At 71.6% G+C, this 19,582-nt stretch carries 15 protein-coding genes and 1 pseudogene; 4 read left to right on the top strand and 12 right to left on the bottom strand.

The genetic code is table 11. From position 1 onward, the window contains the following. Positions 1-43 precede the first annotated feature (43 nt). From ACFYP4_RS14900 to bldG, 3 genes are all read right to left on the bottom strand, one after another. Complete coding sequence (locus tag ACFYP4_RS14900) at positions 44-2,452, bottom strand: sodium-translocating pyrophosphatase (RefSeq protein WP_358852880.1); 2,409 nt, start codon at positions 2,450-2,452, stop codon at positions 44-46. 491 nt (positions 2,453-2,943) lie between these two features. Beyond that, positions 2,944-3,387: an ATP-binding protein gene (locus tag ACFYP4_RS14895; protein WP_358852881.1), complete on the bottom strand. Its 444-nt coding sequence runs from the start codon at positions 3,385-3,387 to the stop codon at positions 2,944-2,946. A 126-nt stretch (positions 3,388-3,513) separates the two neighbouring features. Next, complete coding sequence (gene bldG, locus ACFYP4_RS14890) at positions 3,514-3,855, bottom strand: anti-sigma factor antagonist BldG (protein WP_010986038.1); 342 nt, start codon at positions 3,853-3,855, stop codon at positions 3,514-3,516. A 78-nt stretch (positions 3,856-3,933) separates the two neighbouring features. Between bldG and ACFYP4_RS14885 the strand changes: the two genes are divergently transcribed. Beyond that, on the top strand, positions 3,934-6,555 hold the full coding sequence (locus tag ACFYP4_RS14885) for a DEAD/DEAH box helicase (protein WP_388785587.1): 2,622 nt from the start codon (positions 3,934-3,936) through the stop codon (positions 6,553-6,555). A gap of 19 nt (positions 6,556-6,574) precedes the next feature. On the opposite strand, the pseudogene ACFYP4_RS14880 reads toward ACFYP4_RS14885, so the two are convergent. The 7 genes and pseudogenes from ACFYP4_RS14880 to ssd all read right to left on the bottom strand — a co-directional run. Next, positions 6,575-6,826 (bottom strand): annotated as a pseudogene (locus ACFYP4_RS14880) (Rv3654c family TadE-like protein); the annotation flags it as partial. A gap of 89 nt (positions 6,827-6,915) precedes the next feature. Further along, a complete protein-coding gene (locus ACFYP4_RS14875) occupies positions 6,916-7,311 on the bottom strand; it encodes a TadE family type IV pilus minor pilin (RefSeq protein WP_388785585.1) in 396 nt (131 codons plus the stop codon). A 94-nt stretch (positions 7,312-7,405) separates the two neighbouring features. Continuing rightward, positions 7,406-7,639, bottom strand: a complete 234-nt coding sequence (locus tag ACFYP4_RS14870) for a DUF4244 domain-containing protein (protein ID WP_388785583.1) — start codon at positions 7,637-7,639, stop codon at positions 7,406-7,408. Positions 7,640-7,726: 87 nt separating this feature from the next. Then, complete coding sequence (locus ACFYP4_RS14865) at positions 7,727-8,500, bottom strand: type II secretion system F family protein (RefSeq protein WP_388785581.1); 774 nt, start codon at positions 8,498-8,500, stop codon at positions 7,727-7,729. Beyond that, positions 8,497-9,369 carry a type II secretion system F family protein gene (locus tag ACFYP4_RS14860; protein WP_388785579.1) on the bottom strand — a complete coding sequence of 291 codons (873 nt, stop codon included), beginning with the start codon at positions 9,367-9,369 and terminating at the stop codon, positions 8,497-8,499. Before ACFYP4_RS14860 ends, ACFYP4_RS14865 begins: the two co-directional genes overlap by 4 nt. Positions 9,370-9,405: 36 nt before the next feature. Further along, positions 9,406-10,680 carry a TadA family conjugal transfer-associated ATPase gene (locus ACFYP4_RS14855; protein ID WP_388785577.1) on the bottom strand — a complete coding sequence of 425 codons (1,275 nt, stop codon included), beginning with the start codon at positions 10,678-10,680 and terminating at the stop codon, positions 9,406-9,408. Then, positions 10,677-11,771: a septum site-determining protein Ssd gene (ssd, locus tag ACFYP4_RS14850; protein ID WP_358852888.1), complete on the bottom strand. Its 1,095-nt coding sequence runs from the start codon at positions 11,769-11,771 to the stop codon at positions 10,677-10,679. Before ssd ends, ACFYP4_RS14855 begins: the two co-directional genes overlap by 4 nt. 572 nt (positions 11,772-12,343) lie before the next feature. Between ssd and ACFYP4_RS14845 the strand changes: the two genes are divergently transcribed. Beyond that, a complete protein-coding gene (locus ACFYP4_RS14845; protein WP_358852889.1) occupies positions 12,344-13,177 on the top strand; it encodes an HAD family hydrolase in 834 nt (277 codons plus the stop codon). Between the two features lie 450 nt (positions 13,178-13,627). Here the strand turns inward: ACFYP4_RS14845 and ACFYP4_RS14840 are convergent, their stop codons facing one another. Beyond that, on the bottom strand, positions 13,628-14,452 hold the full coding sequence (locus tag ACFYP4_RS14840) for an oxidoreductase (protein ID WP_388785574.1): 825 nt from the start codon (positions 14,450-14,452) through the stop codon (positions 13,628-13,630). Between the two features lie 100 nt (positions 14,453-14,552). Here ACFYP4_RS14840 and ACFYP4_RS14835 point away from each other — a divergent pair, with 100 nt between their 5' ends. After that, a complete protein-coding gene (locus ACFYP4_RS14835; RefSeq protein WP_388785572.1) occupies positions 14,553-15,560 on the top strand; it encodes an ATP-binding protein in 1,008 nt (335 codons plus the stop codon). A gap of 4 nt (positions 15,561-15,564) precedes the next feature. Here the strand turns inward: ACFYP4_RS14835 and ACFYP4_RS14830 are convergent, their stop codons facing one another. Beyond that, positions 15,565-16,836: a hypothetical protein gene (locus ACFYP4_RS14830; RefSeq protein WP_358852892.1), complete on the bottom strand. Its 1,272-nt coding sequence runs from the start codon at positions 16,834-16,836 to the stop codon at positions 15,565-15,567. A gap of 337 nt (positions 16,837-17,173) precedes the next feature. Between ACFYP4_RS14830 and ACFYP4_RS14825 the strand changes: the two genes are divergently transcribed. After that, positions 17,174-19,576: a bifunctional SulP family inorganic anion transporter/carbonic anhydrase gene (locus tag ACFYP4_RS14825; protein WP_388785570.1), complete on the top strand. Its 2,403-nt coding sequence runs from the start codon at positions 17,174-17,176 to the stop codon at positions 19,574-19,576. Positions 19,577-19,582: the final 6 nt, after the last annotated feature.

The raw sequence follows: 19,582 nt of genomic DNA, 5'->3' as shown, positions 1-19,582 counted from the left end.
CCCGCCCGTTGCTCGATACCCGACCGGGCAGAGGTCGCCGAAGCTACGAAACCACCGCCGGATCGGGCGACTTGGCCGACCTGTCCGCGTCGCCGTCCTCGTCGCCCATGGCGATGCCGCGCCGCTTGGAGAGGTAGACGGCACCCACGATCACGAGGAACGACAGCGCCGCGATCAGCACACGCAGCCCGACGCTCTTGTCGTCGCCGTACGAGAACTTGACGACGGCCGGCGCGATCAGCAGCGCCACCAGGTTCATCACCTTCAGCAGCGGGTTGATCGCGGGACCGGCGGTGTCCTTGAAGGGGTCGCCGACCGTGTCCCCGATCACCGTCGCGGCATGCGCCTCACTTCCCTTGCCGCCGTGGTGGCCGTCCTCGACGAGCTTCTTGGCGTTGTCCCACGCGCCTCCGGAGTTGGCGAGGAAGACCGCCATCAGCGTGCCGGTGCCGATCGCGCCCGCCAGGAACGAGCCGAGCGCGCCGACCCCGAGCGTGAACCCGATCGCGATCGGCGTCAGTACGGCGAGCAGGCCGGGCGTGGCGAGTTCGCGCAGCGCGTCCTTGGTGCAGATGTCGACGACGCGCCCGTACTCCGGCTTCTCGCTGTAGTCCATGATCCCGGGGTGTTCACGGAACTGCCGCCGCACCTCGTAGACCACCGCCCCGGCGGACCGGGACACCGCGTTGATCGCCAGCCCCGAGAAGAGGAACACGACCGCGGCGCCCGCGATGAGGCCGACCAGGTTGTTGGGCTGTGAGATGTCCATCATCAGGTTCAGCGGGGCGCCGCTGCCGGAGACCTTCTCGCCCACCTCTCCCGCGGCCGTGGTGATCGCGTCGCGGTACGAGCCGAAGAGGGCCGAGGCCGCGAGGACGGCCGTGGCGATGGCGATGCCCTTGGTGATGGCCTTGGTGGTGTTGCCCACCGCGTCCAGGTCGGTGAGCACCTGGGCGCCCGCGCCCTCGACGTCGCCGGACATCTCGGCGATGCCCTGCGCGTTGTCGGACACGGGCCCGAAGGTGTCCATGGCCACGATCACCCCGACCGTGGTGAGCAGCCCGGTGCCGGCCAGCGCCACCGCGAAGAGCGCCAGCATGATCGACGTACCGCCCAGGAGGAACGCCCCGTACACGCCGAGGCCGATCAACAGAGCCGTGTAGACGGCCGATTCGAGGCCGATGGAGATGCCGGCGAGGACGACGGTGGCCGCGCCGGTGAGCGAGCTCTTGCCGATGTCCCGCACGGGCCGGCGGGTCGTCTCGGTGAAGTAGCCGGTCAGCTGCTGGATCAGCGCGGCCAGCACGATGCCGATCGCGACGGCGAGGATGGCGAGGATCCGCGGGTCGCCGCCCTTGGCCTGGATGGCCGAATCGGTGACACCGTCCAGGTCGGCGTACGACGACGGCAGATAGGTGAAGACGGCCACCGCCACCAGCACCAGCGAGATCACCGCGGAGATGAAGAAGCCGCGGTTGATGGCGCTCATCCCGCTGCGGTCCGCCCGGCGTGGTGCGACCGCGAAGATGCCGATCATCGCCGTGAGGACTCCGATCGCCGGAACGATCAGCGGGAACGCGAGCCCGGCGTCGCCGAACGCGGCCTTCCCGAGGATCAGCGCGGCGACCAGCGTCACCGCGTACGACTCGAAGAGGTCGGCGGCCATACCGGCGCAGTCGCCGACGTTGTCGCCCACGTTGTCGGCGATGGTCGCGGCATTGCGCGGATCGTCCTCCGGAATGCCCTTCTCGACCTTGCCGACCAGGTCGGCGCCGACGTCCGCGGCCTTGGTGAAGATGCCGCCGCCGACACGCATGAACATCGCGATCAGCGCGGCACCGAGACCGAAACCCTCCAGGACCTTCGGCGCGTCGGCCGCGTACACCAGCACCACGCAGGAGGCGCCCAGCAGACCGAGCCCCACCGTGAACATGCCGACGACGCCGCCCGTGCGGAAAGCGATCTTCATGGCTTTGTGCGAAACGGCGGTGAGATCCTTTTCGGGCTCACCCTCCGCGGGAGTCGCTTCCCGTGCCGCGGCGGCCACACGGACATTGCTGCGTACGGCGAGCCACATACCGATATAGCCGGTGGTCGCCGAGAACACCGCGCCGATCAGGAAGAAGATCGACCGGCCGGCCCGCTGATTCCAGTCGTCCGCGGGCAGCAGCATGAGCAGGAAGAACACCACGGCGGCGAATACGCCGAGGGTCCTCATCTGCCGCCCCAGGTAGGCATTCGCGCCCTCCTGGATCGCGGTCGCGATCTCCTTCATGCTGTCGGTGCCCTCGCCGGCGGCGAGGACCTGGCGCACCAGGATTCCGGCGACCACGAGTGCCGCGAGCGCGACGACCCCGATCACCATCACGATGATGCGGTTGTCATCCGTCAGTACCGCGGCTGCGAGGGTTGTGGGGTGGTCAAACTCATGAGGGGTAGAAAGCCCCGCCATTCGTCCTCCTTGACGCTTGGGCTGAGCTCAAGATGTGGACGGATTGTAGGTACCGGAACCTGATCAAAACAGTGTGCGGCAAACAGAATTAGCCTTCACAGGCCCCTCAGTAAATGATCCGGCCGTGAACGCGGAACCCGAAAGCGGTAATGGCCCTGAAGCGTTGACGCGTGATCCAATAATCGGGTCATTGATCGTGAATGAATTCACGCGAACGAGCCCGTTCACTCCGCGCACGCAAAAGGGCCCTGCTGAACAGGGCCCTTGAGGTTCTACGGGTACGCAGGCCGCGCCCTATGGGGGTGAGGAGACGTCCAGCGGGGCTTGTGCCACTTGCGACCCACGGGACGTCCGCGGGGTACGTAGCGGCGCGTCCGCGCCGCCGTATGTCCGTCGCGTCCGCGCCGCCGTATGTCCGTCGCGTCCCCGCCGCCGTACGTCCGTCGCGTCCGCGCAGTACCTCGATCGCGTCCGCGCGGTACTTCGGGGTGTTACGGGACGAGCGCGACGGGCGGTGTGGTCGGCCAGCTCATCCTGATCAGACCGCCGTTCTCACCGGCGGTCACCTCGAAGTCGTCGACCAGGCCGCTGATGACCGCGAGGCCCATCTCGTCCTCCTCGGTCTCCACGTCCGGCTCATCGGACGCACCGCGGGTACCCGGCAACCGGTCGCCCGGGACCGCACGCGGTGCCTCGTCCCCGACCTCGATGGAGAACTGCTTCTCGTCCTCGATCAGCGACACCCGGACCGGCGCCGACGTGCCACTGCTCTGGTGCAGTCCGACGGCACGGGTGCAGGCCTCGCCCACCGCGAGTCTGACCTCGTCGAGTACGGCCTCGTCCACTCCGGCCCTGCGCGCCACCGCTGCCGCCACCAGCCGGGCGGTCCTGACGTGCTCGGGCAGCGCGCTGAAGCGGAGTTCAACGGTGGCCATGCATCCCCCTAAGAACTACGGGCGTGCTGTCAGGGGGCCGGGCCGCCGAGGCCCGTCCCCCCTCGTTGCTTCTACCGTTGTGGGCGCACGACTGCTGCCGTCCTGTGGCCCACGCCCGCGGACGGGTCAGTCGGTGGCCGCCACCGCTTCCTCGACGGAGGTGTGGATGGGGAACACCTTGGTGAGGCCGGTGATGCGGAAGATCTTCAGAATGCGCTCCTGGTTGCAGACCAGCCGCAGCGAGCCCTCGTGGGCACGCACACGCTTCAGACCGCCGACCAGCACGCCGAGCCCGGTGGAGTCGAGGAAGTCCACGCCCTCCATGTCGACGACAAGATGGAAATTGCCGTCGTTCACCAGCTCGACCAGCTGTTCGCGCAGCTTGGGCGCGGTATATACATCGATTTCGCCACCGACCTCGACGACCGTACGATCGCCGACGGTACGGGTCGACAGGGACAGGTCCACGGATCCTCCAGCACCTTGCTAATCGAGCGGTCATCCCAAGGGACACCTCGGCAGCCCCGGGACGGTTCGCCAGCCGCGATGGCATTCAATCACTTACCGGCAGGCGTGCACGACGCCTTGGCTCCATTGTCCGTCACGCCAGTGACACACTCGGTCCCGATGGCCAAGAATCACCGATCCGATCGCACCCCGACGGACACCGCCTCCAGCCCCTCGCCGGGCACGGTCCTGGACCGGCTCGCCTCGGGGCCGAGCCGGGCTTCGCGCATCACTCATACGGAGCACTTGCCCCCGCGTGAGGGTCGGCATGCCGTCTGGCCCGACCGGATCCGCCCGGAGGTCGTCGCCGCCGTCCAGGCCGCCGGTATCACCCACCCGTGGGCCCACCAGGCACGGGCCGCCGAGCACGCCCTGGACGGCGAGTCGGTGATCGTCGCCACGGGCACGGCCTCCGGCAAGTCCCTGGCCTACCTCGCACCGGTCCTGACCGCCCTCCTGGACGGCTCCGAGGCTCCCAACGGCCGTGGCGCCACCGCCCTCTACCTGGCACCCACCAAGGCCCTGGCAGCCGACCAGTGCCGGTCGGTGAAGGAACTTTCACAACCTCTCGGGAACGCCGTGCGCGCCGCGGTCTACGACGGTGACACGCCGGTCGAGGAACGCGAATGGGTCCGCCAGTACGCCAACTACGTCCTGACCAACCCCGACATGCTGCACCGCGGGATACTGCCCTCCCACCCCCGCTGGTCCTCCTTCCTGCGCTCCCTGCGCTATGTCGTCATCGACGAGTGCCACACCTACCGGGGCGTGTTCGGCTCGCACGTCGCCCAGGTACTGCGCCGTCTGCGCCGTCTGTGCGTCCGCTACGGCTCCTCCCCCGTCTTCCTGCTGGCCTCCGCGACATCGGCCGAGCCCTCCGTCGCCGCGGGCCGCCTCACCGGCCTTCCCGTGGTCGAGATCACCGAAGACGCCTCCCCGCGCGGCGAACTGGTGTTCGCGCTCTGGGAGCCCCCGCTCACCGACCTGCACGGCGAGAAGGGCGCACCCGTACGGCGTACCGCCACCGCCGAGACCGCCGACCTCCTCACCGACCTGACCCTCCAGGGCGTGCGCTCCGTCGCCTTCGTACGCTCCCGCCGGGGCGCCGAACTGATCGCGGTCATCACCCAGGAACGCCTCGCCGAGACAGACCGTTCACTGGTCCGGCGTGTCGCGGCGTACCGCGGCGGCTACCTCCCCGAGGAACGCCGCGCCCTCGAGCGTGCCCTCCACTCCGGCGAACTCCTCGGCCTCGCCGCCACCACCGCACTCGAACTCGGCGTCGACATCTCCGGTCTCGATGCCGTCCTCATCGCCGGTTATCCCGGCACCCGGGCCTCCCTGTGGCAACAGGCGGGACGCGCGGGCCGCTCGGGGCAGGGGGCGCTGGCGATCCTGGTCGCCCGTGACGACCCGCTGGACACCTTCCTCGTCCACCACCCGGAGGCTCTCTTCGACCAGCCCGTCGAGTCCACCGTCCTGGACCCCGACAACCCGTACGTCCTGGCGCCCCACCTCTGCGCCGCCGCCGCCGAGATACCCCTCACGGACGAGGACCTCGCCCTCTTCGGACCCGCCGCGGCCGATCTGCTGCCTCAGCTGGAGGCCGCGAGGCTGCTGCGCCGCCGGACGAAGGCCTGGCACTGGACGCGCCGCGAACGGGCCGCGGACCTCACCGACATCCGCGGCGGTGGCGGCACCCCCGTCCAGGTCGTGGAGTCCGGGACGGGCCGGCTCCTCGGCACGGTCGACGAGGGCGCCGCGCACACCGCGGTGCACGAGGGTGCCGTCCACCTCCATCAGGGCCGCACGTATCTGGTGCGCAAACTGGACCTGGAGGACTCCGTCGCCCTCGTCGAGGAGGCCGCCCCGCCCTACTCGACGGTCGCCCGCGACACGACGTCCATCTCCGTCCTGGAGACGGACGTCGAAGTGCCCTGGGGCGACGGCCGGTTGTGCTACGGCTCCGTGGAGGTCACCAACCAGGTCGTCTCCTTCCTGCGACGCCGGCTCATCACCGGTGAGGTGCTCGGTGAGACCAGACTCGACCTCCCTCCCCGTACGCTGCGCACCCGTGCCGTCTGGTGGACGGTCACCGAGGACCAGCTGGACGCCGCCCGGGTGAATCCGGAGATCCTCGGCGGCGCCCTGCACGCCGCCGAGCACGCCTCGATCGGCATGCTGCCGCTGTTCGCCACCTGCGACCGCTGGGACATCGGCGGTGTCTCCGTCCCGCTCCACCCGGACACCCTCCTTCCCACGGTCTTCGTGTACGACGGTCACCCGGGCGGAGCGGGCTTCGCGGAACGCGCCTTCCACACCGCCCGCGCCTGGCTCACCGCCACCCGTCAGGCCATCGCGTCCTGCGAGTGCGACGCCGGCTGCCCGTCCTGCATCCAGTCCCCCAAGTGCGGCAACGGCAACGATCCGCTGCACAAGCGGGGAGCGGTGCGGCTGCTCACGGTGCTGCTCCAGGGGGCGCCGGACGAGCCGGCCCCTCCGGACCACCAGGACCGCCAGGTCCCGCAGGATCCGTCGGCCGACCCGCGGGATCCGCAGGACCGGCCCGACCCGCTGGGGCCGCCGGCCCCGGTGGGTCCGGGAGACCCGGAGGAGCGGGGGGACCCGCAGGAGCGGGGGAACCCGCAGGCCCCGCTCTAGACCGGACCTCCGCGGCCAGGAACCCTCCACCCGAGGCCGCCGTGACGTCCGACACCTCGCCCGTCAGGGCGCACCGCACCAGACGGGCGCCCTGCGCTAGGGCGATGCGCTCCGCGTCGGCGCAGGCGGAGGTGCCGCCGCCCATCCAGTGGTCCGCCGCCGCGAGCGCCGCGAGGTCCGCCGCGGCGGCCGTGCGATGACGGGTCACGATCGCCTGCCCCATGGCCAGCACGGCTCCGAAGACGACGCACAGGACGGCGATCGCACCCACCACCCAGACGGAGGCGGAACCTCGGTCGGACCGGCCGGGTAGGAAGCGCCGACGGTACCGGCCCGCCACCGCACCGCGTCCCACCCTCCTCACCCCGCACCCCCCACCGTCTCCTCGGCCAATGCCACTGCCTCGTGCCGCAGTTCGAGCGTGAGGGCGTCCGGGCCGGGCGGGTGGGCCGCGACCGCCACGCGCACCAGGTCGCCGTCGCGGCTCACCGTCACCCGTGCCCCGCCCGGTGCCGCCCGACGGGCCACCGCCACCACCGCGTCGGGCGGGTCCTGGCGGGCCGCCGCACGGGCTCCCGCCCGTGCCGCGTCCACGCACTGGATCTGCGCGGACGCGGCGAGCAGCGCCCAGACGAGAGCCATCGCGAAGAGCACGAGGGCAGGCAGCACGACCGCGGTCTCCGCCGTCACGAACCCCCGGTCCCGCCCCCGGGGCGGATGACCGCCCGAACCGTTCAGGAACGCCGGTGAGGACATGCGCCATCGCGGCCCGCCCTTGAGCCCCAACGACGCGCTCAGGCCTTTCTCGACGCCGGCCGCTGACGCCGCACCCACCGGCCCTCCGGTCCCCTCACATCCGGACATCGAGCGCCCGTCCCACGATGTCCTGCAACTCCCCGCTGACCTGTCCGCTCGTCAGCACCTTGTAGAGCACCGCGGCGAACGCCACCGCCGCGATGATCCCCATCGCGTACTCGGAGGTGACCATTCCCGCGTCCCTCCGTGCCGCCGCCCTCCTGGCCCTGCGCGCCTCGCGCATCCTGCCCGTCACAGCCCACAGCCGTGCCCAAACCGCTTTGTTCATCTCAACCCCCGTAAGGTCCGTACTCGTTCGTCTGTCGCTCGTGATCACTGCCGTGTCCCGCGCACCCTCACCGGGCGCCCGCTCCCGTCATCCACCACCGCCTCCCAGTGCGCCTTCCGCCAGCCCGATCACCACGGGCAGCACTCCGACCGCGATGAACGCCGGCAGGAAGCACAGTCCGACGGGCGCGGTCACCATGACTCCCGCGCGGCGTGCGCGGGCGGTCGCGGTGCGGCCCCACTCGGCGCGGGCCTCCGCGGCGATCCGGGCGACGGGCTCGGCAGCCGGCACACCCGACTCGCCCGACCGTTCCAGAAGCCGCGCCAGGGACGCGGCTCCGGGCATCGACGCCAACCCGCGCCACGAGGTGCCCGGTTCGCCACCGAGCCGGACCTCGGCCGCACCTCTCGTCAACCGCTCCCCGACCGGTCCACGCAGGGCGTCCCCCACCGCCTGAGCCGCCGCCACGGGACTCGCACCGGCTGCGATGCAGGCGGCCAGCAGGTCCGCCGCGAGCGGCAGTTGCCGGGCGGCCGCGGCCATGTCGTACTCCGGCACCGGCCCCGTCGCCTGTCTCAATCGCCACCGCCACGCCCCAAGTCCGGCGGCCGACCCGGCCAGGAGCCCGGCCATGCCTCCGACCAGCACCCAGCCGGCACACACGGCCCCGGCCACCGGCAGCCACCGGTGAGCCATCGCCCGCACCTCACGGCCCCGCCGCACGGCCGCCGCCTCCCGGAGGAGCAGCACGGCCAGCCTTCGCCGCGCCTTGCGCTCCCGCCCGGCCACGCCGACCAACCACCCCAGAGCCGACGCCACGCACAGGACCGCCCCCAGCCTGTGGACGATCTCCGCACTCATCCCGCCTCCGCTCCCCGTACGATCCGCAGCGCCCACCACAGGCCCGCCCCCTCCAGCACCGCGCCGACCAGCAGACAGCCCAGGCCGGGCCCGGTGTGCAGCACCACGTGCAGGGGGTCGGCGCCGAGGGCCGTGCCGAGCAGCAGTCCCAGCACCGGCAGCCCCGCGAGCATCACCGCCGTGGACCGGGCGCCCGCCAACTGGGACCGCAGATCCGCCCGCTGGTCCCGCTCCGCACGCAACGCTCCGCCCAGGCGGTCCAGGCCGCTCGCCAGACCGGCGCCCCGGTCCACGGCCACCCGCCAGCACGCCGCGAGCCCCGACAACCCCTCGGCACCCGGTTCTCGTGCCGCGGCGGAGAGGGCACCGGGCACGTCCCCGCCGAACCGGGCCGCCGCCAGCACCACCGCCTGCGCTTCACCGAGCCCGCCCGCGTCGGCCGCGGCACGCAGCAGCGCCTCACCCGGTTGCCGCCCGGCCCGGACCTCTCCCGCCAGCGCCGCACACAGCCCGATGACCGCGTCACCCCGCCGCTCCTGTTCCCGGCGCCGCTCCCCGGCCCGCCGCACCCGCCGCAACAGAGGCACACCGGCGGCACCCGCCAACAGGGGCAGCACGGACGCCCCCATTACCGCGATCACCAACCCGCAGGCCAACGACCACCACTCGGCTGTCAGGTGTCGGCGCAGTCGCGTCACCCGGGCTCGCGCTTCCTCCCACGGCGGCCGTCCGGCACCCAGTGCGCCGCCTTCCGCGCACAGCAACCGCGCCCGCCTCACCTGCGAGTCCCGGCCGCCCGTCGACCAGGCCGCCGCCCCGGCGCACGCCGCGGCCGCACCCATCGCCACCTCACCGATCGCCGTCGTCATCCCGGCCCCCGTCCACCTCTCGTCGTCGGACCTCCGTCACCACTGCTCGTTCCTTTCGGTTCCGGCCCGGAGCAGCCCCCGCAGCCGCTCCCACCCGCGCTCGTACGCGAACGCCTCCGCGCCCCAGCGCAGCGCGGGCACCGTGACCACCAGCCCGATGGGATCCCGCTCGAGCACGTGCACCTCGGCGATCCGGCGACGGCCCGCCCGGTCGCGCACCAGATGCAGGACCACCGCCAGCGCGGCCGCCAACTGGCTGTGCAGCGCCGCCCGATCGAGCCCGGCGGCCGTGCCGAGCGCCTCCAGCCGGGCGGGCACCTGGGCGGCCGCATTCGCGTGCACCGTGCCGCAGCCGCCTTCGTGTCCGGTGTTCAACGCCGCCAGCAGCGACACGACCTCGGGGCCGCGCACCTCCCCGACGACCAGCCGGTCGGGCCGCATGCGCAGTGCCTGCCGCACGAGATCCGGCAACCCGACCTGTCCGACGCCTTCCTGGTTCGCGGGCCGCCCTTCGAGGCGGACCACGTGCGGATGATCGGGCCGCAGTTCCGCCGAGTCCTCGGCGAGCACGATCCGCTCGCCCGGACCGACGAGCCCCAGCAGCGCGCTGAGCAGCGTCGTCTTTCCCGTCCCCGTGCCCCCGCTGATCAGGAAGGACAACCGGGCGTCCAGGAGTGCCCGGAGCACCCGGTCCCCGCCGGGCGGGACCGTCCCCGCGGTCACCAGCTCGTCGAGGGTGAAGGCCCGCGGCCGTACGACCCGGAGCGAGAGACATGTGGAGCCGACCGCGACCGGCGGCAGGACCGCGTGCAGGCGAGTGCCGTCCGGCAGGCGGGCGTCCACCCAGGGGCGGGCGTCGTCGAGCCGTCTCCCGGCGACGGCCGCCAGACGCTGCGCGAGACGCCGTACTGCCGCCGCGTCCGGAAAGGAGACGCCCGTCAGTTCCAGACCTCCGCCCCGGTCGACCCACACCCGGTCCGGTGCCGAGACCAGGACGTCGGTGACCGACGGGTCCGCGAGCAGCGGGTCGAGGGGCCCGCTGCCGACCAGCTCGGAGCGCAACGCGTCGGCGGCCCCGAGCACTTCCGCGTCCCCGAGCACCCGTCCCTGTTCGCGGAGCGCCTGTGCCACACGGGCGGGTGTCGGTTCGGCCCCGCTCTCGGCGAGCCACTGCCGGACACCGTCCAGCAGGCCCGTACCCGCGCCCGTGGCTCCGCCGGATGCCGTGTGCCCGGCGCGGCTCGGCTCCGTACCGGAATGCCTGCGTGCTCGTGGCCCTGGGCGGCCGTCCTGGCCCGGACCCCAGCTCATACGCCCCCTCCTTCGACGGGCATGTGCTCCCAGAACGCCGCGCAGAAGCGGGCGAGTGGGCCCCGCGTCGCTCCCCCGGGCGGTACGCCGCCGTCCGGACGGGGGACCTCTTCGGGCACCTCGCCGATCAGGGGCAGTCCGAGCAGGCGGGCGACCTCCCGGTCGTCCAGACCGGGTGCGTACGGACCTCTCACCGCGACGCGCAGGTCACGCAGCACCATGCCGACCGCCGACGCCACCCGCCCCGCGGACGCGACGGCGCGCAGCTCGGCGGGGACCACCAGCACTCCCAGGTCGAGCTGGGCGAGTGCCTCGGCGGCGCCCTCGTCGATCCTTCGCGGTAGGTCGACGACGACCGCGCCGCCGCGCCGCCTGGCCGCGGCGAGGACGGCCCGGACCGCCGGGGGCGGGATGGCCACCGCGTCGCCGCGGTCCCAGCTGAGGACCCGCAGCGCGTGAAGCTCGGGAAGCGACTCCTCCAAGGCGCCCCCACCGACCCTGCCGCGGGATGCGGCGAAGGCGGGCCAGCGCAGGCCTTCGACCGCTTCCCCGCCGAGGAGTACGTCGAGTCCGCCGCCCAGCGGATCGGCGTCCACGAGCATGGTGCGCCGGCCCTGGCGTGCCGAGGTGACCGCGAGGGCGCACGCCAGCGTGGAGGCCCCGGCACCGCCCCGGCCGCCGATCACGCCGACGGTGAGGGCGGGGCTGCCGACGCCCTCGGTCACGTCGGCGATGCGGTCGACCAGCCACCGCTCCCCGTCGGGCAGCATCAGGACGTGGTCCGCGCCGATCTCGACGGCCCGCTGCCAGACCCCGGAGTCGTCCTGATCCCGCCCCACCAGCACGACACCCCTTCTGCGGGTGGCTCCGCGCACCCGGGCAGCGGCGTCGTCACCGACGAGGACGAGCGGTGCCGCCTCCCATCCGCCGCCGCGCTCCGGTACGCCGGGGTGCACCTCCGGCCGGGCACCCGCCGCCGCGCACAGGCGCAGCAGGTCGTCGAGCAGCTCGACGTCCTCCGTGACGATCAACGGTCCGCCCTGCCGCCCTTCGGCGGTGGGCGGCCGTCCGTGTGTGATGGCTCCGGCCACGATCTCCAGCCCCCTTGGCTCCTGTCCCGGCGGGGTGCTGAGCGACCCCGCGATTCCCGCTCGTGTGGAGAGCCGGAGACCGGCCTCCATATGAACGGCCGATACGAACCGGCCAAACGCGTCCGGCAAACGGAACCGGCCATGAACTCGCCGCGAGCGGACGCGTTGGAATCACGGTGCAACGAACAGGGAAATCGTGTGGATCTTGGTCGATAACTGTGGACAACTCAGGGGCTGTGAATATCGGCTTCACTCATACCGGTGGCCCTTGCGCGACTTCCACAGCGCAGCGCCCTGAACACGTAGAGTGACGAATCATGAGCACACGTCAACAGGCCCGAAGGCGGCACACGGAGATCAAGAGACTGCGAACGTAAAGGAGAAAACCCACCCGGACATGCGACGACCCCCGCCGGGGGGGAGAGCGGGGGTCGTCTCCACGGCCGACTCGGGGGGGGGAGGAGCCGGGCCGGGTTAGCACGGTCGCGAACGATCCGTGACTTCCATGGTGTACCCGAGAGCCCTCTCAGGCAAACCCACACGCCCCACACTACGCCGAATGGTGGGCGCCTATGCTCACCCTCGTGGAAAACCACTCCTTGCCCCGTACAGCGGCCTTCTTTGACCTGGACAAGACGGTCATTGCGAAGTCGAGCACCCTCACCTTCAGCAAGTCGTTCTACCAAGGCGGGCTGATCAACCGAAGGGTCGCGCTGCGTACCGCGTATGCCCAGTTCGTGTTCCTGGCGGGCGGCGCCGACCACGACCAGATGGAGCGGATGCGCAAGTATCTGTCCGCCATGTGCCGCGGCTGGAACGTCCAGCACGTCAAGGAGATCGTCGCCGAGACGCTGCACGGACTGATCGACCCCATCATCTACGACGAGGCCGCCTCCCTCATCGAGGAGCACCACACCGCGGGCCGCGACGTCGTGATCGTCTCCACGTCGGGCGCCGAGGTGGTGGAGCCGATCGGCGAACTGCTCGGTGCCGACCGCGTGGTGGCGACCCGCATGGTGGTGGGTGACGACGGCTGCTTCACCGGCGAGGTGGAGTACTACGCGTACGGGCCCACCAAAGCCGAGGCGATCAAGGAGCTGGCCGCGTCCGAGGGGTATGACCTGGCACGCTGCTACGCCTACAGCGACTCGGCGACCGACCTGCCCATGCTGGGATCCGTCGGCCATCCCCACGCCGTGAACCCGGACCGCGCGCTGCGGCGGGAGGCGGTCGCCCGGGGCTGGCCGATCCTGGACTTCCACCGTCCGGTCCGCCTGAAGAAGCGGCTGCCGGCCCTGTCCGTGCCGCCCCGTCCGGCGCTCGTCACCGTCGCGGCGGTCAGTGCGGCGGTGGCCACGGCGGGGCTGGTCTGGTACGCGAGCCGGCGCCGGACGCCTCTCGTGTGACCTCCGCGGCAACCTCCGGATACCGGAAAGTCCCTCGCGTGGTCACGGATCCGCAGCGCCGAGTCGCCGCAGGCGTAGCAGACACTGACCCTTTCGCACCCTTTTGCAGGCAAAAGTAAAGAAGTACGACGGGGGGTTCCGCTTCCTGCGGACCTGGAGTACAAAGAACTTAACGGCCCGCGAGACCAAGGACATCCGAGAGGACTACCTTCGAACGCACCACGGCCCCACGGACCGAGCATGGACACCAGGCACCCACGCGACGTCGACCCGTCGAATACGGGCCAGCCGCACCAGGTGACGGGCAAGAGTTCCCGACCTGATGGGCAACATTTCGAGGACGCATGGTAACCAGGTGAACATGCCAGCGGCGGTACGAGTTCTCGTACCGCCGCAACCCTGTTCCAGGGGTTTTCCGCCCTCCAGAAGACGGGTCAGGGGGCTCCCCCGCTAGGCCGCTCCGCGCTGGAGCGCCTCGCACACCGCCGTCGACTCCCGGGCACCCAGTTCGACCGCCTTGCCGCAGTGGGCGATCCAGGCGGCCACGCCCTCCGGGGTGCCGGAGACGTAGCCGTCGAGCGCTGCCACGTAGGCCGCGCGGCCGAGTTCCCCGTGGCCGACCTCGGCCGGGCAGACGGACTTCGGGTCCAGGCCGCTGTTGATCAGGACGATGCGCTCTGCGGCGCGCGCCACCAGCCCGTTGTGCGAGCCGAAGGGCCGCAGGGCGAGCAGCTCGCCGTGCACGACGGCGGCCGTCACCAGGGCGGGGGCCGATCCTCCGGCGACGATCAGCCGGGACAGGCCTTCGAGGCGGCCGGCGACCTCGTTCGCGTCCGGCAGCGGCAGCTCGACGAACGGCTCGGCGACCGGCTCACCGTTCTGACGCGGCCGTCCCACCGCGTCCGCGTTGTCGGCGGCGGCAACCAGGTGCAGCCGGGCCAGTACCCGCAGGGGCGACTGCCGCCAGATGGAGAGCAGCTGGCCGGCCTCGGCGGTCAGCCGCAGGGCCGCGCCGACCGTACGGGCCTCGTCGTCCCCGCGGAAGTCGGTGCGCCGTCGCACCTCTTCGAGTGCCCAGTCGGCACCGGAGAGCGCCGCGGAGCCGCGCGCACCGCGCAGCGCCGCCTCGGACGTGATCTCGTTGCTGCGCCGGCGCATGATCCGGTGCCCGTAGACCCGGTCCACGGCCTTGCGCACGGACTCCACGGACTCGGCCACGCCGGGAAGCGAGCCAAGGGCCGCGAGCGGATCTGCGGTCGCGCCTGTCGTACTCATGAGTACGACCCTACGCACCCCCGCGGCCCTCCCCACGAAGGAGTGGTCTTCTTCACGTCGACACGCGTGTGGAGGCCCCCTCCGCACTATCTTCCTGAACATGAAAATTGCTTTCGTTGGGAAGGGCGGCAGCGGCAAGACCACCCTGTCCTCCCTCTTCGTCCGCCATCTGGCGGCCGTCGGCGCCCCGGTCGTGGCGGTGGACGCCGACATCAACCAGCACCTCGGAGCCGCGCTCGGACTCGACGAGGACGTGGCCGCGGCCCTGCCCGCGATGGGGGCGCACCTGTCGCTGATCAAGGACTACCTGCGGGGTTCCAACCCGCGGATCGGGTCCGCCGAGGTGATGATCAAGACCACTCCGCCCGGTGAGGGCTCGCGGCTGCTGCGGGTGCGCGAGGACAACCCCGTGTACGACGCCTGCGCGCGGCCGGTGGAACTCGACGGCGGCACGGTCCATTTGATGGTCACCGGCCGCTTCACCGAAGCCGATCTCGGGGTCGCGTGCTACCACTCCAAGACCGGTGCGGTGGAGCTGTGTCTGAACCACCTGGTCGACGGCCGCGACGAGTATGTGGTGGTCGACATGACGGCGGGCTCGGACTCCTTCGCCTCCGGGATGTTCACCCGCTTCGACATGACGTTCCTCGTCGCCGAGCCGACCCGGAAGGGGGTCTCCGTCTATCGCCAGTACAAGGAGTACGCCCGCGACTACGGCGTCACCCTGAGGGTCGTCGGCAACAAGGTGCAGGGCCAGGACGACGTCGACTTCCTCCGCGCCGAAGTCGGTGACGACCTCCTGGCCACCGTCGGACACTCCGACTGGGTGCGCGCCATGGAGAAGGGCCGCCCGCCCCGGTTCGAGCTCCTGGAGGACGTCAACCAGCAGACCCTGCGCACCCTGCGCTCCGCCGCCGACGCCACGTACGAGCTGCGCGACCGGGAGCGGTACACGCGCCAGATGGTGCACTTCCATCTGAAGAACGCGGACTCGTGGGGCAACGCGAAGACGGGGGTCGACCTGGCGGCGCAGGTCGACCCCGGCTTCATCCTCGGCGAGGACGCGACGGCGGCCGTTTCACCGGCGGCTGCCGACGCGACCGTGTGACCCGTTACTGCCGGAAGGCCGGGGCCCCGGGGACGCCCTTCGGGGCCGGGGCCGGACGGCCCGACAGGTACGCCGGCCAGCCCTCCTTCGGGGCCTGGCCCACCTTCAGGCCGCGCAGCTTCTCCAGCGTGGCCGGGTCTTGGGCGTCGAGCCAGTCGGCGAGCTGCCGGAAGGAGACGCAGCGCACCTCGGACCGGGTGCACACACTCCCGATGACCTCGTCGAGGGCACGCATGTACGTGCCGCCGTTCCAGGACTCGAAGTGGTTGCCGATGACCAGCGGCGCGCGGTTGCCGTTGTAGGCGCGCTCGAAGCCCTGGAGCAGGCCGTCACGCATCTGGTCGCCCCAGTACTCCTGCTTGGCGGGGTCGCCCTGGGTCGTGGTGCCCGACTGGTTCACCATGAAGTTGTAGTCCATGGTGAGCGTCTCGAAACCGCGGCCCGGGACCGGGACGAGCTGCATCGACAGGTCCCACAGGCCCTCCTTCTTCTTGGGCCAGACCTGGTCGTTGACGCCGCTGGTGTCGTACCGGAAGCCCAGTTGGCGGGCGGCGCGCATGAAGTTCTTCTGCCCTTCCAGGCAGGGGGTCCTGGCGCCGATGAGCTCGCGGTCGTAGTCGAAGGGCAGCGGGGACGCGTTCGTCATACCGGAGTTGGTCTTCCAGGACTTCACGAACGACTTCGCCTGGGCGATCTCGTTCTTCCACTCCTTGACCGACCACTCGCCGACTCCGCCCCCGCTGCCGCAGAAGTGGCCGTTGAAGTGGGTCCCGATCTCGTTGCCCTCCAGCCACGCCGCGCGCAGCTGCTTCACGGTCTCCTCGATGCCCTGCCTGTCGTTGAAGCCGATGTCGGAGCGGCCGGGCGAGTGCTGCGGCGGCTTGTAGAGCTCGGCCTTGTCCTTCGGCAGCATGTACACGCCGCTGAGGAAGTACGTCATCGTCGCGTTGTTGTCCTTCGCGACCTTGCGGAAGTGCGAGAACAGCTTCTGGCTGTCCTCGCCGGCGCCGTCCCAGGAGAAGACCACGAACTGCGGGGGCTTCTGGCCGGGCTTCAGCCGCTCGGGCCGGGGCAGATGCGGCTGCGCTCCGGTGTACGCGGTGGAGCCGTCGCCGATCAGGCGGACCGCCTTCTTGGGCGCCGGGACCGCGGCGGGCTTCCTCGCGCCGGGCGCGCCCTCCTCGGAACGGGTGGTGCCGGTGGCGCAGCCGGCGAGTGCCGTGGCGCAGGCCGCGGCGAGCGCGGCGCCCGCGGCGATCCTCTGGATGGCGGCCATCTTCCGCCCACCTTCTTCCTTCAGTCAGGGCAACGCTGCTCGGGGCGTTCTCGGGGTGCCGGGCAGGGGCGTGCCGTCAGCGCCGTCAAGGTCGCACGGACTTCGGAAGAGATTTGTATGACAAGCCGATGAAAATCCTCATTCACTCGGGCGAGTGTTTCCTTGACCCATTTGCGGCCTTTGACACCACCTCTCCTTTACTCTGCATTACGATCCATTTACCGAGCGTTGAATCATCCCGCCGCTGCACGCCGTGACCCACGGCCGCGACCCGCCCCCGTCTCGAGCGGGGGACCACCTGTTCCGCGACCGCGCTGCCCCGGAGGAGACGGGAACCATGTCTGCCTGCGCCCCCACCCACGCCGCCGACCCGACTCGGCCCCCTCGTGCCCCCGAGCCCCACAGCCCCCCGCCGGCCCCGCCCCGCCGATTCCGTATCGCGGGCGCCGATGTGTCGGCCTCCATCGCGGTCTTCCTGATCGCCCTGCCCCTGTCCCTCGGCATCGCCCTGGCCACCGACGCCCCGCTTCAGGCCGGCCTCGTCGCCGCGGCGGTCGGCGGGCTCGTCGCCGGACGGTTCGGCGGCTCCCCCCTCCAGGTGAGCGGCCCGGCCGCCGGCCTCACGGTGGTCACCGCCGAGCTGATCCACCGCTACGGATGGCGTACGACCTGCGCCATCACGGTCCTCGCGGGCATCGCGCAACTAGGCCTCGGCTGTCTGCGTGTGGCCCGCTCCGCGCTCGCCGTCAGCCCCGCAGTCGTCCACGGCATGCTTGCCGGCATCGGCGTGACCATCGCCGTCGCCCAGCTGCACATCGTGCTCGGAGGCACCCCTCAGAGTTCGGTGCCCGCCAACGTGCTGGCGCTGCCCGCCCAGTTGGCCGGGCTGCACCCCGCCGCCGTGTCCGTGAGTGTGCTGACCCTGGTGCTGCTGCTGGCCTGGCCGCGGATCCCCGGGCGGGCCGGGCGCGCCCTGCGCCAGGTCCCTGCCGCGCTCGTCGCCGTCGGCGGCGCCACGGCGGCCGCCTCACTCACCGGGCTGCGCCTGCCCATGGTCGACCTGCCGTCCTGGAGCAGCCACGCACTGGCCGGGCTTCCCGAGGGCCCCGTCCTCGGCCTCGTCGCCGCCGTCCTCGCGGTGACCCTGGTGTGCAGCGTGCAGTCGCTGCTCGGCGCCGTCGCCGTGGACAAGCTGGTGGCCGGGCGGCCGCCGGGACTGCACGCTCACGTCGGCCGGTCCGACCTCGACCGCGAGCTGCTCGGCCAGGGCGCCGCCAACGTGGTCTCCGGGGCACTCGGCGGTCTGCCGGTGGCCGGCGTGGCGGTACGTACGTCGGCGAATGTGCACGCAGGTGCGGTGAGCCGGAACTCCACGATGCTGCACGGCGTTTTCGTAGTAGCCGCCGCGCTGCTGATGGTCCCCGCCCTGGAGCTGATCCCGCTCGCCTCGCTCGCCGCCCTGGTGATGGCCGTCGGCATCCAGATGGTGTCCCTGCACCACATCCGCACGGTGACCCGCCACCGCGAGGTGCTGGTGTACGCCGTCACCACGCTCGGCGTCGTGGCCTTCGGCGTCCTTGAGGGCGTGGCGCTGGGGGTCGCCGTGGCCGTCGCTGTCGCCCTGAACCGCCTCGCCCGCACCCGGATCACGCACGAGGAGAGGGAAGGAGTCCATTACGTAGGAGTGCGTGGGCAGTTGACGTTCCTCGCCGTGCCGCGCCTGAGCCGTGCACTGCACCTGGTCCCGCGGGGCTCCGCGGTCGTCGTGGAGCTGGACGGCTCGTTCATGGACCACGCGGCCTACGAGTCGTTGCAGGACTGGCAGAACACGCATGTCGCCCAGGGCGGCAAGGTGGAGATCGCCGGACGCAGACTCGGGACGCGCATCGCCGAGCCCACGGACGGCTCCCACTGCCGGTGCCGCCCCTGGACACCCTGGCGCAACCACCACTGCGAGCCCTCCGCCGGCCCGCAGCCCGCGTCGGCCGGCGGGCCCTCGGACGACCGGGAGCGCACCGGCGGGACGACCGGTTCCTCCAGACGCAGCGGACACCAACTGGCCCGTGGCATCAGCGCGTTCCAGCGCAACACCGCGCCCCTGGTGCGTGGCGAGCTGGCCCGTCTGGCGCGCGAGGGGCAGCGGCCGTCGCAGCTCTTCCTGACCTGCGCCGACTCACGGCTCGTCACGTCGATGATCACGTCCAGCGGCCCGGGCGACCTCTTCGTGGTACGCAACGTGGGCAATCTCGTGCCGCCGCCCGGCGAGGAGAGCGGGGACGACTCGGTGGCCGCCGCGATCGAGTACGCGGTGGACGTGCTGGAGGTGCGGTCCATCACGGTGTGCGGGCACTCCGGGTGCGGGGCGATGCAGGCCTTGCTGAACTCGGAGCCCGGTGGAGCACAGACGCCCCTCAAGCGCTGGCTGAGGTACGGCCTGCCGAGCCTGAAGCGGATGGCCACCGCCGACCGGCCGTGGCCCCGGCTCGCCGGACGGGCCCCGGCCGACGCGGTGGAGCAGCTCTGTCTGACCAACGTGGTGCAGCAGCTGGACCATCTGCGGGCGCACGATTGCGTGAGCCGCGCCCTGGCGGCGGGGGCGCTGGAGCTGCACGGGATGTATTTCCACGTGGGCGAGGCGCGGGCGTATCTGCTGACCGGCGCCGACGATGGTGAAGGCGTCGGTACGGCCCAGCTGTTCGACCACGTGGACGAGCCCGAGGACCTGCCCAGTCCTGCATGAGCATGA

The organism is Streptomyces sp. NPDC005551 (assembly GCF_042871785.1).
Lineage (GTDB): Bacteria > Actinomycetota > Actinomycetes > Streptomycetales > Streptomycetaceae > Streptomyces.
The sequence above is the reverse complement of the archived record's forward strand: the minus strand, read 5'-3'. Positions and strand labels throughout refer to the sequence as shown.

What these genes read in the sequence shown, in the direction of transcription:
- ACFYP4_RS14900 (WP_358852880.1), bottom strand. Translation starts at nt 2,452, where the DNA reads ATGGCGGGGCTTTCTACCCCTCATGAGTTTGACCACCCCACAACCCTC.
- ACFYP4_RS14895 (WP_358852881.1), bottom strand. Translation starts at nt 3,387, where the DNA reads ATGGCCACCGTTGAACTCCGCTTCAGCGCGCTGCCCGAGCACGTCAGG.
- ACFYP4_RS14885 (WP_388785587.1), top strand. Translation starts at nt 3,934, where the DNA reads ATGGCATTCAATCACTTACCGGCAGGCGTGCACGACGCCTTGGCTCCA.
- ACFYP4_RS14875 (WP_388785585.1), bottom strand. Translation starts at nt 7,311, where the DNA reads ATGTCCTCACCGGCGTTCCTGAACGGTTCGGGCGGTCATCCGCCCCGG.
- ACFYP4_RS14870 (WP_388785583.1), bottom strand. Translation starts at nt 7,639, where the DNA reads ATGAACAAAGCGGTTTGGGCACGGCTGTGGGCTGTGACGGGCAGGATG.
- ACFYP4_RS14865 (WP_388785581.1), bottom strand. Translation starts at nt 8,500, where the DNA reads ATGAGTGCGGAGATCGTCCACAGGCTGGGGGCGGTCCTGTGCGTGGCG.
- ACFYP4_RS14860 (WP_388785579.1), bottom strand. Translation starts at nt 9,369, where the DNA reads ATGACGACGGCGATCGGTGAGGTGGCGATGGGTGCGGCCGCGGCGTGC.
- ACFYP4_RS14855 (WP_388785577.1), bottom strand. Translation starts at nt 10,680, where the DNA reads ATGAGCTGGGGTCCGGGCCAGGACGGCCGCCCAGGGCCACGAGCACGC.
- ACFYP4_RS14845 (WP_358852889.1), top strand. Translation starts at nt 12,344, where the DNA reads ATGCTCACCCTCGTGGAAAACCACTCCTTGCCCCGTACAGCGGCCTTC.
- ACFYP4_RS14840 (WP_388785574.1), bottom strand. Translation starts at nt 14,452, where the DNA reads ATGAGTACGACAGGCGCGACCGCAGATCCGCTCGCGGCCCTTGGCTCG.
- ACFYP4_RS14835 (WP_388785572.1), top strand. Translation starts at nt 14,553, where the DNA reads ATGAAAATTGCTTTCGTTGGGAAGGGCGGCAGCGGCAAGACCACCCTG.
- ACFYP4_RS14830 (WP_358852892.1), bottom strand. Translation starts at nt 16,836, where the DNA reads ATGGCCGCCATCCAGAGGATCGCCGCGGGCGCCGCGCTCGCCGCGGCC.
- ACFYP4_RS14825 (WP_388785570.1), top strand. Translation starts at nt 17,174, where the DNA reads ATGTCTGCCTGCGCCCCCACCCACGCCGCCGACCCGACTCGGCCCCCT.